Genomic DNA, 14,489 nt, shown 5'->3' with positions numbered 1-14,489 from the left:
GTATTAGAGAAGTTGCGACAAGGTACTCGCGCCACCGATTTCAGGCAATAGCCCGGCGCAAAAACAGTGCGGGAAAGGGAGGGCGGCCGCCCTCCCGTCGGGGATTAGTGGAAGACCGGCAGCAGGCCGAAAAGCGACAGAATATGCGCGGCGGCGTTGATCAAGCCGAACAGGATGACGAACAGGATCACGCCGTTACCGCCCGGTGCGCGGTAACCCGCCTGCGGATAGCGGCGGCGGCTGGCGCGCGCCATCAGCGCCGGCACGATCACCGCCCAGATGGTGGCCGCCAGCCCGGCAAAGCCGATGGCGTACAGAAAACCGTTCGGGAACAGCAGCGCGGCCAGGGTCGGCGGCACAAAGGTCACCAGCGCGGTCTTGCTGCGCCCGACGGCGTCATCCTTGAACTTGCAGAAGTCCGCCAGGTAGTCGAACAGGCCCAGCGACACGCCGAGGAACGAGCTGGCCAGCGCCATATAGGAGAAGGCGTTCAGCAGTTGGCTGACGGTCTGGCTGCTGGAGACGTTGCCCATTTGCTTGAGCAGGCTGCCGATATTGCCGCCTTCGGCGATCACCTGCTTAAAGGCATCGCGCGCGATATTGCCCTGAATCACATACTGCCACAGGATGTAGATAGCCAATGCCAGCAGGGTGCCGTACACCAGGCTGCGCACCACGGAGCTGCTGTCCTTGTGGTAGTACTTCACCAGCCCGGGAATGTTGCCGTGGTAGCCGAACGAGGTCAGCAGGTAAGGCAGCGCCGCCAGGGCGTAAGGCAGATAGCTGGCCTGGTCATCGCCGGTGTTGAACAGCACCGCGGGCTGCACGTGGGTGAACATGTCGCCCACGGACATCACGAAGGTGATCACCATGCCGCCGATCAGAATGGTGCTCAGGCGGTCGACCGCGCGGGTGGAGAGCCAGACGATAAACGCCACGACCAGTGCGAAGACCAGGCCGGCGGTGGTCTGGCCGACGCCGACGATGCCCTCCAGCGTATGCGCGATAATCGAGCCGCCGGCGGAGATATAGGCGTAGGTCAGGATGTAGAGTACGAACGCCACCGACAGGCCGTTCACGGCGTTCCAGCCCTTACCCAGCAGATCCTTGACCATGGTGTTGAAGCTGGCGCCGCTCGGGTAGTGCAGCGTGGCTTCGAGGATCATCAGGCCGGAAAGCAACATGCAGGCCCAGGTATACACCAGCAGCGCGACGGAGCCGCTGAACCAGACACCGGAAGTGACGATCGGAATGGAAAACATGCCGGCGCCAACGGCGGTTCCGGCAATGATCATCGCGCCGCCGAGGACGGAAGGGCGGGCTAGCTTCTGGATGGTGTCCGTAGACATGCGTGCTCCTGATGGAAGAAGTTCTTTTGTACTAGCTCAATGGTACATGGGTGCATGGCGCATGTAAAGCGGGGGGATTGCACGTTTCACGCGTTTTTGTCTTTAAATTGCGGCTTTTTGGGCGTTTACTCGCCAGGCGGCGAATCAGGCGGCGAATCAGGCGGCGAATCAGGCGGGGTAAGACGGTTGCGGGACGAGTGTAAAGATCGCAGGGGCGCAGGGATTCTGCTGGCGGCCACCGCGCGCGGCTGCTATTGTCGCGCTTCTTTTCCCCAGCCCACCAGGAGTAGCGCTGATGGACTGTCGCAGCGACTGCGGCGCCTGCTGTATCGCGCCGTCAATATCCAGCCCGATCCCCGGCATGCCGAACGGCAAGCCCGCCAATACCCGCTGCATTCATCTGGATGAACAGCTGCGCTGCGGCCTGTTTCATTCGCCGCTGCGGCCGAAAGTGTGCGGCAGCCTGCAGCCGAGCCGCGATATGTGCCACGATCACCGCGATCAGGCGCTGATCTACCTCGCCAGGCTGGAAGCGGACACCGCGCCCTAAACTTCCCTCAGCTTCCACAGACACAGCGTCGCACCTGCCGCCATCGCCAGCGCGGCGTAAAATACCGCATGGTAGTTCCAGATTTCCGCCACCGCACCGGCGATGGCGCCGGCAATGACCCAGCCGACCCGAATGGTGTTGGTGAACAGCGTGGTGGCCGTGCCGGCCTGGCCGGGCATCAAATCCTGGAAGTAGAGCATGCCGATCCCCGCCAGCACGCCGATAAACGCCGCATTCAGCAGCTGCAGGGCGATGAGTTGCCAACTGCCGGTGATAAACAGCAGGCTGCAATAGAACAATACGCCGGCGACGGCGGCACCTAGCATCAAACAACGCTTGCCGCAGCGTTTCGCCACCAGACCGGCGATCAGCATGATCGGGATTTCCAGCCCGGCGGCGGTGCCCATCAGCACGCCGACCAGCCGCTCCGGCAGCCGCAGTTCGTGCACCATATACAGCGGCATGTTGATCAGGTACATGCTGTTGGCGGTCCACATCAAAGTGCTGGCGCCAAACAGCAGTAGCGCATCGCGGCGATGCTGGCGCGGTGCGGCCAGGGGCGCACTCGCCGCGGCAGTTTTCGGCATGGAAGGCAGCCGTTTCCACACCAGCAGGCCGCACAGCACAAAGGCCGCCGCGCCCGCCAGATACATGGCCTTGAAGCCGAAGCCCAGCGCCAGCGCGAAGGCGATCGGCGGGCCAATGACCCAGGCGAGCGAGACCTGGGCGCGCATGATGGAGGTGAACATGACCGCCTCGCGGCCGGTGCGATCGGCGTGTTCGCGCGCCAGAGCGAACATTTGCGGGTTAGCGGTGGAACCGAAGCTGGTGAGCAGTACGCCGACGAGCAGCAGCAGGTAATAGTTGCGGCTCCAGGCGAACAGCGTGAACCCCAGCGCACCCAGCATGCAACAGAGAAAAATCAGTGATTTGCGGTCGCCTTTTTTATCCGAGCGGCCGGCGAGAAACTGGCTGACCAGAATGCCGATCACCGCGCTGCCGGTAAAGAACAGCCCGACCAGCGCCGGCCGCACCTTGACCTCGGTTTCCAGAAACAGGCTCAGCGTCGGGGTTTGCAGGGCGCCGGCGATGCCGGTAAGAAACGCCACCGCCAAAAAGGCCAGCGAAGTGAGATCGGGCGCGCGTCGCGTTACTGCGGATGAAGTCGGCATGGTGGTTGAGAATTCGTCGAAAAAGGAAGGTCGCGCGCATCATACGCCCGTTGAAATGAAACGCAAACCGCTCCTTTGCGGCGAAGGGTAAACGGATATGTCGCGCGGCGACGAGAAAAAAGGGGCGCGTTGCGCCCCCTTGCTTGCCGGTAAATCAGGCGCCTTGCGGCACCGCGTGCGCGGTATTTTTCAGCGCCGGCCCCTGATATTTCTCGATCTGCAGCTGCGCCATCTGCCCGCAGTTGCCCTGCGCCAGGCTGGAAGAGCCGATGTCGAAGGTCAGGCAGTTGACGTTACCGTTCTTGCACAGCGAGCCGGGCTGCGCCGGATCGGCCGGATCGAACCAGGCGCCTTCGCTGATGCGCACCACGCCGGGCCGCACGTCTTCGCTGACCACCGCGCCCACCAGGATCTGGCCGCGATCGTTGTACGCCCGTACCAGATCGCCGCCACTGATGCCGCGCGGCTGCGCGTCCTGCGGGTGGATCAGGATCGCTTCACGATCCGCTACCGCGTATTTCTCGCGCAGCGGCGTGTTGTCGAGCTGAGAGTGCAGCCGGTTGGTCGGGTGCGCGGTATTGAGCGACAGCGGATACTTGGCCGCTTCCGGCCCGCGATACCACTCGTGCGGCGGCATCCAGGTCGGGATGCCGGGGCAATCCGCATAATGCATTTTGGCGATCGCGTCGGAGTAGATCTCGATCTTGCCCGACGGCGTGCCCAGCGGGTTCAGCAGCGGGTTGTCACGATAATCGGCGAAGCGCACCCACTGCTTATTGGCCTCGGGCACCGGGAAACGCACGTAGTTATTGGATTGCCAGAACATGTCGAACGGCGGCAGCGCCACCCGCGCGGCGCGCGCCTGGTTTTTCATGTCGTCATACATGCCTTTCAGCCACTGGGTTTCATCCTTGCCCTCGGTAAAGGCCTCCTGCACGCCCAGCCTGGCCGCCATCGCCGAGAAGATGTCGAAGTCACTGCGCGATTCGTGCTGCGGCGGCACGCATTGATGCATCGGGAACACGTAGAGCTGTGAATAGTCGCCCCCCATCTCCAGATCGTTGCGCTCGTAGCTGGTGGTGGCCGGCAGCACGATATCGGCATGCTTGGCGGTGGCGGTCCAATAAGGCTCGTTGACCACGATGGTGTCCGGCCGCTGCCAGGCTTTGACCAGGTTGTTGGTGTCCTGATGCTGGTGGAAGGTGTTGCCGCCCGCCACATACACCATTTTCACCTCGGGGTAGGTGACCTTGGCGCCGTTGAAGTCGATGGTTTTGCCTGGGTTGCTCAGGCATTCGGCGATGCGCGCCACCGGGATCGGCGCCGGCGAGTTCTTCGGCGCATTGCCGGCGGAGATGCCGGCGATGATGCCACCCTTGGCGGTCGGGCTGCCGCCGGACGAATAGTGGTAGCTGAAGCCGAAGCCGCCGCCCGGCAGGCCGATCTGGCCGAGCATCGCCGCCACCGTCACCAGCAGCCAGTGCTGCTGTTCGCCGTGGTGCTGGCGCTGAATGCCCCAGCCGCCCATGATCATGGTGCGATGCTTCGCCATTTCGCGCGCCAGACCGCGTAGCGTGTCGGCATCGACGCCGCTGATGTCGGCCGCCCATTCGGCGGTTTTCGCCACGCCGTCGCTCTCGCCCAGCAGGTAGGCCTGGAACTTGTCGAAGCCGACGGTATAGGTTTTCAGGAAGTCCGGATTATGCAGCTTCTCGGTCAGCAGCGTGTGGGCGATGCCGATCAGCATGGCGCCGTCGGTGTAAGGGCGCGGAGCGATCCACTGCGCATTGACGAACTTGGCGCTGTCGTTGTGCACCGGATCGATGCTGATCACCCGGGTGCCTTTTTTCTTCAGCGCCTCGAAGCCGGTCTGGCCGACGTGATCCGGCACGTTCCAGCTGTTTTTCAGCGTGACCATCGGGTTGCAGCCCCACAGGATCACCAGCTCGCTGTTTTCGATCACGTTCGGCCAGGCGGTCTGCTGTTCGTAGACCTCCATCGAGCCGACCACGTGCGACATGATCACCTGCGCCGCGCCGGTGGAGTAGTCGCCGGCGTAGCCGAGGAAGCCGCCGGTCAGGTTCATCAGGCGCTGCAGCAGCGTGCGGCTGTTGTGCAGCATGCCGACGCTTTTCCAGCCGTAGGAACCGGCGTAGATCGACTGCGGGCCGTGATCTTTCTGCAGGCGGGTGATCTCATTGCACACCAGCTCGGTCGCTTTGTCCCAGCTGACGCGCACCCACTCGTCGCGGCCGCGCAGCTCGGTGCGGCTGCCGGGGCCGCCTTCCAGCCAGCTTTTGCGCACCATCGGGTATTTGATGCGGTTCTCGGCGTGCACCTGATAAGGCGCCATGGTGATCAGCTCATTGGGATACGGGTCGTCCTGCACCGGCTGCACGCCGACCATCTTGCCGTCCTGCACGATGGCCTCAAACGCGCCCCAGTGGGCGCCGGTCAGGATGCCTTTTTGCGCCTGACGCAAGACGATGAACTGCGGCAGCGCTTCGCTGATGGCCTGCGCCAGCGCCGCTTTGGGCCATAAGCCCGCCAGCAGCGGGGCAGCGGTCAGCGCGGCGGCGCCGGTCAGAAAGCGGCGGCGGCTCATGGTTAACGGTTTTTGGTTGCTCATTGCGCTTCTCCCTTAAAGCTTGGCCGGTGCGGCAGGTGGCATGTCGCTGGCGTGTTTTTGTACGTATTGTGTCAGCACGCGCAGCTGTTCCTGCGTCAGCGAGGTGCGCGGCGCCATGCCTTTGATGACGCCGATCCATTGGTTGGCGTTGAAGCGATCGAGCGCGGTCAGCCCGTGGCAGCCGGTGCAGTTGGCCGACATCATGTCCGCGGCGTAGCGCCAGATTTTTTGCTGATCGTCGATCAGCTGCTTGCGCGGCAGCCACACCTGCAGAGAGACCTGATGCCAGACCAGGCCGGTTTCCGCATCGGTCTGGGTGGACGCGGTCTTCAGCTGTTTGCGCGCGTCTTCACCCAGCAGCACGCTGAGGATGCGCTTGCCCTGCGCGGCGTAGAACACTTCGCTGACCCCGTCTTGCTGCCAGCCGCTCACGGTGGCCAGCACCTTGTCGCCCTCCTGTTTCACCACCTGCACTTCGGTGGACGGCATCAGGTTGCCGGCATTATGGCTGTCGTCTGCGCTGAGGAAGAACGGTTCGGTGGCGATGGTGTAGAGGGTGGTGGCGCCCGGTGCGGTCAGCGCTGCGGCCTTGGCCAGCTCGGCGGCGCCAGCCTGGGTTTCGCCGCTCATGTCCGGCAGGATGTGGGCCACGCCCTTATGGCAGTCGATGCAGGTCTCGCCCTGTTTGATCGCCACCGGGTGCTGCAGGCGCGCCTCAGGGCGCTGGGCGGTGATGTCCATGGCGTCGTAGCTGTGGCAGGAGCGGCAGGTGGCCGAGTCGTTCTCTTTCAGCGTCTTCCAGACCGACTGCGCCATCGCCAGCTTGTGCGCTTCGTATTTTTCCGGTGTGTCGATGGTGCCGACCATTTCGCCGTAAATGTCTTTCACCGCGCGGATTTTGGTCCACAGGTAATCGATCGGCTGATGGGGGACGTGGCAGTCGGCGCACTCGGCGCGGATGCCTTTGGTGTTCTGGAAGTGGACGCTGCCCTGATATTCGGCCAGCGGTTGTTGCATGGTGTGGCAGGAAACGCAGAAGGCGGTATCGCTGGTTTTATGGAATACGGTGGCGGTCCCGGCCAACAGCGCCGCGCCGAGGATAATCCCCAGCAGCAAAAGCCATAGCCATCCCCACCGGCGCTTTTTTTCAAAGCCAGTCAGTTTTTTGCTCATGGTAAACCCGCTTATAATTATGAACTTAAAATAAAATCTTGCCAAAAGGCCACCGACCGAAGGTCAGAATGCCACGTCGATTGCAGGGGTAATAATAGAAGAGGGTTAACCCCATAGGGTTATCCGTAGTCAAAAAAATGGCGTATATCGCAAAAAATAGCGTTATATTCTAAATTATATAGCGGTGGGGCGGTGCAGCAGGGAAAGCGAGCGCAGCACGCGCTCGCGATGGGTCAGGCCGTGGGCAGATAGGCCTGGCCGCTCAACCACAGGCGGATGGCGGTGAGGCTGGCTTCGAAATGCGGTTCCGGCAGGGCGTCCGGCGCGCACCAGCGCCACTCGGCGCATTTTTCGGGTTCTTTCAGCTCGGCGTTGCCACCGGGGTGATCCACCTGCAGGCAGATGGACACCGTGTGTTTGCCTTCGGCGCGCCAGGTTTGCAGATTGTTGCTGACGCCAACGAAGCGCGGCGGAGCGATGAGCAACCCGGTTTCTTCGGCGATTTCGCGCTGGGCGCACTGCTCGAAGGTTTCGCCGGCATCCAGATGCCCGCCGGGGATAGACCAAAAGGGCGCATGGGAGCCGCAGCGTTTGCCCAACAAAATCTCACCTTGTGGGTTGACGATGATCACCCCGACGCCCGTCACTACGTTCATGCTTTTCTCCGTCAGCAAAGTTTCAGCACAGTATGTCATTTTGCCCTGGCGCTGACCAATGCGCCGGCAAAAGTGTGCGTAAGCTCAAAAATCTGCAATGGCGAAAGGGAGAAAACTTGCTTTCACATTGCGCTGCTTACACACTCCTTGAAACGTTTCAGCGTTATCCGACCGCTTGTGGGCAGCGGGTAGCGCTCCTTTTTCTCAATAAAGCTGAAACGATTCAATTCAGCAAGAGAGGAGAATCATGTTCCAGTTGTCACCGCAAGACATTCATCTGGGCGCCGCTGCCGCCGATAAGCAGGGGGCCATCCGTCAGGTGGCCGCCGCGCTGACCGAAGCCGGCTGCGTCAGCGCCGGTTACGTGGACGGCATGCTGCAGCGCGAACTGCAGACGTCCACCTACCTGGGCAACGGCATCGCCATTCCGCACGGCACCACCGATACCCGCGATCTGGTGTTGAAAACCGGCGTGCAGGTGTTCCAGTTCCCGCAGGGCATCGCGTGGGGGGAAGGCCAGACCGCCTATGTGGCGATCGGCATCGCCGCCCGTTCCGACGAGCATTTGGCACTGCTGCGTCAGCTCACCCACGTGCTGAGTGATGACAGCGTGGCGGAGCGGCTGGCGAAAACCACCTCCGCGGAAGAGCTGCGCAGCCTGTTGATGGGCGAACGGCAGAGCGCTGAATTCCAGTTCGACGTTTCGCTGATTGCGCTCGACGTCGCGGCCGACAGCCTGATGACGCTGCAGGCGCTGAACGCCGGCCGTTTGCAAAAAATCGGGGCGGTCAACGCGCAGTTCGTCAGCGATGTCATCACCCGCAGGCCGCTGAATCTGGGGCAGGGCATTTGGCTGAGCGACAGCGTTGAAGGCAACCTGGCCAGCGCGGCCACCGTCAGCCGCCCGGCGCAGGCTTTCGTGGAAGACGGCGAGCCGGTGGCGCTGCTGCTGACGGTGTCGGTCGCCGACGCGCAGCCGCTGGCGGTGCTCAACTACCTCAGCGATCTGCTGCTGGCCAACAAAGCTGAACGCTTGCTGAAGGCGGATGCCGCTGGGGTGCTGGCGCTGCTGACCAGCGACGTGGCGGAAGAGAGCAGCGTGCTGAGCGCCGAATTCGTGATCCGCAACGAGCACGGTCTGCACGCGCGGCCGGGCACGGCGCTGGTCAACGTGATCAAAAGTTTCAACAGTGACATCACCGTCACCAACCTGGACGGCAGCGGCAAGCCGGCCAACGGGCGCAGCCTGATGAAGGTGGTGGCGTTGGGCGTGAAGAAAGGGCATCACCTGCGCTTTACCGCCAATGGAGAAGATGCTGAAGCCGCGCTGAAGGCGATTGGCGAAGCGATTAATGAAGGACTGGGCGAGGGCGCAGCATGAGCAGAAGAGTAGCAACAATCACCCTGAACCCGGCGTACGATCTGGTGGGTTTCTGCCCGCAGATCGAGCGCGGGGAAGTCAACCGGGTAAAAACTGCCGGCCTGCACGCCGCCGGTAAGGGCATTAACGTCGCCAAAGTGTTGAAGGATTTAGGCATCGACGTCACCGTCGGCGGCTTCTTGGGCAAAGACAATCAGGACGGTTTCCAACTGCTGTTCAGCGATCTGGGGATCGCCAATCGCTTTCAGGTGGTGCCGGGCCGCACCCGCATCAACGTCAAGCTGACGGAAAAAGACGGCGAAGTGACCGATTTCAACTTCTCCGGTTTTGAAGTGACATCACAGGACTGGGATCGCTTCGTCAGCGACTCGCTGAGCTGGCTGGGCCAGTTCGACATGGTGGCGGTGAGCGGCAGTCTGCCAGCCGGCGTCGATCCCGACGCCTTTACCGACTGGATGACCCAGCTGCGCGCCAAGTGCCCGTGCATCATTTTCGACAGCAGCCGCGAAGCGCTGGTCGCCGGGCTGAAGGCCTCGCCGTGGCTGGTGAAGCCGAACCGCCGCGAGCTGGAAATCTGGGCCGGTCGCCCGCTGCCGACGCTGGCGGACGTGGTCGAGGCCGCGCATGCGCTGCGTGAACAGGGCATCGCCCACGTGGTCATCTCCCTCGGCGCGGAAGGCGCGCTGTGGGTTAACGCCTCCGGCGCCTGGATCGCCAAACCGCCGTCCTGTGAGGTGGTCAGCACCGTGGGCGCCGGCGATTCGATGGTCGGCGGCCTGATTTACGGCCTGCTGATGCGCGAATCCAGCGAACACACTCTGCGTCTGGCCACGGCGGTAGCGGCGCTGGCGGTCAGCCAAAGCAACGTCGGCGTGACCGATCGTCCCCAGTTGGCCGCGATGATGGCGCGCGTCGATCTGAAACCTTTCAATCAATAGCAGGAGGCAGAATGAAAACGCTGCTGATGGTAGACAGTTCGCTGGGGCAGGCCCGTGGCCACCTGGCGAAACGCATGCTGGAGGCCGCCGCGGCCAAAACTGGCCTGACGCTGGTCGAGTCACTGCAGGACGCCGAACTGGTGGTGGTGGCGGGGCAGGCTGCTCCTGCTGACGCCGGGCTGAACGGCAAATTGGTGTATGTGGGCGATGTCGAACAGGCGGTGCGGGAACCGGACGCTTTTCTGGCGCGTGCCAAGGCCGAAGCTGAAACCTATCAGGTGCCGCAGGCGGCGGCACCGGTGAAAGCCAATGGGCAAAAACGCATCGTGGCGATCACCGCTTGCCCAACCGGCGTGGCGCATACCTTTATGGCGGCCGAAGCCATTGAAAGTGAAGCCAAGAAACGCGGCTGGTGGGTGAAGGTGGAAACGCGCGGTTCCGTCGGCGCCGGCAACGCCATCACCCCGGAAGAAGTGGCGGCCGCGGATCTGGTGATCGTCGCGGCGGACATCGAAGTGGATCTGGACAAGTTTGCCGGTAAGCCGATGTATCGTACTTCCACCGGTCTGGCGCTGAAGAAAACCGCGCAGGAACTGGACAAGGCGCAGGCCGAGGCGGAGGTGTTCCAGCCGCAGCAGCGCGGTAGCGCGGCGCCGGCGGCGAAAAAGAAAGAGGGCAGCGGCCCGTATCGCCACCTGCTGACCGGCGTGTCCTACATGCTGCCGATGGTGGTGGCCGGCGGTCTGTGCATCGCGCTGTCGTTCGTGTTCGGCATCAAGGCGTTTGAAGTCAAAGGCACGTTGGCGGCGGCGCTGATGCAGATCGGCGGCGGCTCCGCCTTTGCGCTGATGGTGCCGGTGTTGGCCGGTTTTATCGCCTTCTCCATCGCGGATCGTCCGGGCCTGACGCCGGGCCTGATCGGCGGCATGCTGGCGGTGAGCACCGGCGCCGGGTTCCTCGGCGGCATCATCGCCGGCTTCCTGGCGGGTTATGTCGCCAAGGCGATCAGCAGCAAGCTGCGCCTGCCGCAAAGTATGGAAGCGCTGAAGCCCATCTTGATCATTCCGCTGGTCGCCAGCCTGATCACCGGCCTCATCATGATTTACGTGGTCGGCACGCCGGTGGCGAAAATCATGGAAGGTCTGACCCATTGGCTGCAATCGCTGGGCACCGCCAACGCCGTACTGCTGGGGGCAATCCTCGGCGGCATGATGTGTACCGACATGGGCGGCCCGGTGAACAAAGCGGCCTACGCGTTCGGCGTGGCGCTGCTCAGCTCTTCGGTGTATGCGCCGATGGCGGCGATCATGGCGGCGGGCATGGTGCCACCGCTGGCGATGGGTCTGGCGACACTGCTGGCGCGCCGCAAGTTCCCGAAATCCGAACAGGAAGGCGGCAAGGCGGCGTTGGTGCTGGGGCTGTGCTTCATCACCGAAGGGGCGATTCCGTTCGCCGCCCGCGACCCGATGCGCGTGCTGCCGTGCTGCATCGCCGGCGGGGCGCTGACCGGCGCGCTGTCGATGGCCTTCGGCGCCAAACTGATGGCACCGCACGGCGGGCTGTTCGTGCTGCTGATCCCGGGCGCGATTTCGCCGGTGTTGCTGTACCTGGTGGCGATCGCCGCCGGTACGCTGCTGGCGGGCGTAGCTTATGCCCTGCTGAAACGTGCTGAAGTACCGGTTACTGCCGCGGTGTAAGCCTCGCGATACCGCAAAACGCGCAGCCCCGAGCTGCGCGTTTTTGTTTGTGCCTTAGGCAGTTAGCACGATTTACCCCTGGTCAGAAACCACAACGCTTTCTAAGCTGATAGCGCGACTTTGTTCCTGCGAACAAGCAATGACTCAAGGAGATTCATCCGTGGCTAAAAAAGTGGCGATCGTACTGACACCCGGTTTCGCCGATTGGGAATACGCGCTGATTGCCGGCGTTGGCGGCCCGTTTTATGGGCTGGAGGTGGCGTTTTTTGCGCCGCAGGCCGGAACGTTTCGCTCACAGGGCGGGCTGACGGTAGAGGTTGAAAAAGGCGTGGCCGAATTGGCGGATTGGCGCCCCGAGGTGCTGGTGGTGGTCGGCGGCACTCTATGGGAAACCGAACGGGCACCGGATATCAGCGCATTGCTCAACGAGCAGTTTCAACGCGGCGCAACCCTGGCGGGCATTTGCGGCGGGACATTGGCGTTGGCGCGGACCGGCCTGTTGAACGGCAGGGCGCATACTTCCAACGCTGCCGAGTTCTTGACGCGCCATGTTGAGGGCTACACCGGGCAGCGCCATTTCGCGACGAGCGCCGCCGCCGTCGTGGATGACCGTGTCATTACGGCACCGGGCTCGGCGCCGGTCAGCTTTACCACCGCGGTGTTTAGGGCGGCGGGCCTGGATGAAGAAACGCTGCGTCAGTTCGGCGCCATGCTGGCGGCAGAGCACACGGTGGGGGAAACCGCTCGCGCATAGGCGAGCGGCCAAGGGAGGGTTACTGCTGTGCTTTCAGCCAGGCGATCTCTTCCGCCCAGATATCCGGGTTTACCGTTTCCAGAATCAGCGGAATATTGTCGAAGCGCGGATCGCGCATGATGTAGCTGAACACCGTTTTGCCGATGTTGCCTTCCCCCAGGCTGTGGTGGCGGTCGACGCGGCTGTTGAACTCGCTCTTGGCGTCATTCAGGTGCATGCCGCGCAGGTAGTTGAAGCCGACGATGTCGCCCAACTGCTTGAAGGTGTGCTCGCAGTCTTCTTCGGTACGCAGATCGTACCCGGCGGCGAAGGCGTGGCAGGTGTCGATGCAAACGCCGACGCGGCTCTTATCTTCCACGCCGTCGATGATCGCCGCCAGATGTTCGAATTTGAAGCCCAGGTTGCTGCCCTGGCCGGCGGTGTTCTCGATCACCGCCGTCACGCCAGCGGTTTTATCCAGCGCGATATTGATCGATTCGGCGATGCGCGCCAGGCACTTGTCTTCATCGATTTGCAGCAGGTGGCTGCCGGGATGGAAGTTCAGCAGCGTCAGCCCCAGCTGTTCGCAGCGCTGCAGTTCGTCGATAAACGCCTCGCGCGATTTTTCCAACGCCTCGGCCACCGGGTGGCCCAGATTGATCAGGTAGCTGTCGTGCGGCAGGATCTGCCCCGGCCCGAAGCCGTACTGGGCACATGCGCTCTTGAACTTATCGATCACGTCGGCGGCCAGCGGTGCGGCCTTCCATTGACGCTGATTTTTGGTGAACAGGGCGAACGCGGTCGCCTCCAATTCGTGCGCGCGGATAACCGCCTGATCCACGCCGCCTGACGCGCTGACATGTGCACCGACAAACTTCATCTTCATTCTCCTGTGTTATCGGTGACATTATGGCATTGATGGCGGGCGGATTGAATGGCGAAAAGCGGCGGCCCGCCGAAGCGGACCGCCGAGGGGGATTACAGCAGGTGTTGCACCAGTTGGTTTATCGCGCCGCCGCCGACCAGCAGCCAGACGAACAGCAGCGTCGCCAGCAGAATCGGTTTCATCCCGGCCTGGCGCACGGCGCTGATGTGGGTGGTCAACCCCAGCGCCGCCATCGCCATCGCCAGCATCCAGGTGTCGGCGGTGATCAGATGGCGCACCAGCGTGGCCGGCAGCAGGTTGAAGGAGTTCAGCCCGGCGACGGCGATAAACAGCACGGCGAACCACGGAATGGTGATGGCGGATTTTTCCGCCTTGCCTGCGCTGCCGCGGCTGATGTAGCCCGACAGCAGCAGCAGGAACGGCGCCAGCATCATCACGCGGATCATCTTGGCGATCACCGCCGCATTTTCGGCGTCCGGCCCGATGGCGTGCCCGGCGGCGACCACCTGAGCCACTTCGTGGATGGTGGAGCCGGCGTAAATGCCGAAGGTTTCCTGGCTGAACGGCAGCCACTGGAAGTGTTCATTCAACTGATACAGCCAGGGATAAACGAAAATAGCCAGGGTGCCGAATACCACCACGGTCGAGACCGCTACCGCCACTTTGCTGGAATCGGCCTTCAGCACCGGCTCGGTGGCCATCACCGCCGCCGCGCCGCAAATGCTGCTACCGGCGCCGATCAGTATCGCGGTCTGGCTGTCGATGCCGAACACTTTCTTGCCGAGCCAGCAGGCCAGCAGGAAAGTGGTGATCAGGGTCAGTGCGTCGATGATGATGCCGCTGGCGCCGACGTCGGCGATCTGCTGAAAGGTCAGCCGGAAGCCGTAAAGGATAATCCCCAGACGCAGCAGCCGCTGTTTGGCCAGCTGTACGCCGCTGTGACAAACGGTTTGCCAGTGGGGGTACAGCGTGTTGCCCACCAGAATGCCGAGCAGGATCGCCAGTGTCAGCGCCCCCAGCCCCAGCTCCGCCACCCAGGGAATATCGCCGGCCCAGACGGCCAACGCGGTGAGCGCGCCGGTCAGCGCCAGCCCCGGCACCAGCCGTGGCAGGCCAAACAGCGGAAAGCGTCGCTCGGGATAGGTGTGAGTGGTATCAGTCGCCATAAAAGTCAGTCCTTCAGTCTGTTTCTTGCTGCTAAGAGTACGTTTGGGCTGAATAAAAGAGAAATTGATTATATATTTATAACCTATCTGAATAAGTGGTATGGGATCAGGCATTGGCATAACGCCGCATTGCGGCTAGGGTGTGGAGGAGCGGCGAGC

General features: G+C 62.6%; 12 protein-coding genes. 5 read left to right on the top strand and 7 right to left on the bottom strand.

From position 1 onward, the window contains the following. Positions 1-104 precede the first annotated feature (104 nt). A complete protein-coding gene (gene mtr / locus QMZ29_RS18455; protein WP_025303548.1) occupies positions 105-1,349 on the bottom strand; it encodes a tryptophan permease in 1,245 nt (414 codons plus the stop codon). A gap of 295 nt (positions 1,350-1,644) precedes the next feature. On the opposite strand from mtr, the gene QMZ29_RS18450 reads away from it, so the two are divergent. Beyond that, on the top strand, positions 1,645-1,899 hold the full coding sequence (locus QMZ29_RS18450; RefSeq protein ID WP_019453627.1) for a YkgJ family cysteine cluster protein: 255 nt from the start codon (positions 1,645-1,647) through the stop codon (positions 1,897-1,899). Here QMZ29_RS18450 and QMZ29_RS18445 read toward each other — a convergent pair. From QMZ29_RS18445 to QMZ29_RS18430, 4 genes are all read right to left on the bottom strand, one after another. After that, positions 1,896-3,071 carry a sugar efflux transporter gene (locus QMZ29_RS18445; protein ID WP_060433644.1) on the bottom strand — a complete coding sequence of 392 codons (1,176 nt, stop codon included), beginning with the start codon at positions 3,069-3,071 and terminating at the stop codon, positions 1,896-1,898. The genes QMZ29_RS18450 and QMZ29_RS18445 overlap by 4 nt on opposite strands. Before the next feature lie 154 nt (positions 3,072-3,225). Then, a complete protein-coding gene (gene torA / locus QMZ29_RS18440) occupies positions 3,226-5,700 on the bottom strand; it encodes a trimethylamine-N-oxide reductase TorA (protein WP_060433642.1) in 2,475 nt (824 codons plus the stop codon). A 12-nt stretch (positions 5,701-5,712) separates the two neighbouring features. Further along, a complete protein-coding gene (locus QMZ29_RS18435; protein WP_043136424.1) occupies positions 5,713-6,873 on the bottom strand; it encodes a NapC/NirT family cytochrome c in 1,161 nt (386 codons plus the stop codon). Between the two features lie 233 nt (positions 6,874-7,106). After that, positions 7,107-7,529 (bottom strand): nucleotide triphosphate diphosphatase NUDT15, encoded by a 423-nt coding sequence (locus QMZ29_RS18430; RefSeq protein WP_033643806.1) that lies wholly within the window; start codon positions 7,527-7,529, stop codon positions 7,107-7,109. 247 nt (positions 7,530-7,776) lie between these two features. On the opposite strand from QMZ29_RS18430, the gene fruB reads away from it, so the two are divergent. The 4 genes from fruB to QMZ29_RS18410 all read left to right on the top strand — a co-directional run bounded on the left by fruB (position 7,777) and on the right by QMZ29_RS18410 (position 12,299). After that, positions 7,777-8,910, top strand: coding sequence for a fused PTS fructose transporter subunit IIA/HPr protein (gene fruB / locus QMZ29_RS18425; protein ID WP_049294865.1), 1,134 nt, complete (start codon positions 7,777-7,779; stop codon positions 8,908-8,910). After that, the gene (gene fruK / locus QMZ29_RS18420) at positions 8,907-9,848 is read left to right on the top strand and encodes a 1-phosphofructokinase (protein WP_043136417.1); all 942 of its coding nucleotides are present in this window, start codon (positions 8,907-8,909) and stop codon (positions 9,846-9,848) included. Before fruB ends, fruK begins: the two co-directional genes overlap by 4 nt. An 11-nt stretch (positions 9,849-9,859) precedes the next feature. Further along, positions 9,860-11,545: a PTS fructose transporter subunit IIBC gene (gene fruA / locus QMZ29_RS18415; protein WP_197780993.1), complete on the top strand. Its 1,686-nt coding sequence runs from the start codon at positions 9,860-9,862 to the stop codon at positions 11,543-11,545. Positions 11,546-11,705: 160 nt separating this feature from the next. Further along, entirely contained in the window at positions 11,706-12,299 is a 594-nt protein-coding gene (locus QMZ29_RS18410; protein ID WP_197780990.1) for a DJ-1/PfpI family protein, read from the top strand. 19 nt (positions 12,300-12,318) lie between these two features. Here the strand turns inward: QMZ29_RS18410 and nfo are convergent, their stop codons facing one another. Continuing rightward, entirely contained in the window at positions 12,319-13,158 is an 840-nt protein-coding gene (gene nfo, locus QMZ29_RS18405; RefSeq protein ID WP_049205268.1) for a deoxyribonuclease IV, read from the bottom strand. A gap of 98 nt (positions 13,159-13,256) precedes the next feature. Next, positions 13,257-14,330: a YeiH family putative sulfate export transporter gene (locus QMZ29_RS18400; protein WP_049205269.1), complete on the bottom strand. Its 1,074-nt coding sequence runs from the start codon at positions 14,328-14,330 to the stop codon at positions 13,257-13,259. Positions 14,331-14,489 lie beyond the last annotated feature (159 nt).

The sequence above is a fragment of the Serratia sp. PF-27 genome, from assembly GCF_030053255.1.
Taxonomy (GTDB): Bacteria; Pseudomonadota; Gammaproteobacteria; order Enterobacterales; family Enterobacteriaceae; genus Serratia; species Serratia bockelmannii.
The sequence above is the reverse complement of the archived record's forward strand: the minus strand, read 5'-3'. Positions and strand labels throughout refer to the sequence as shown.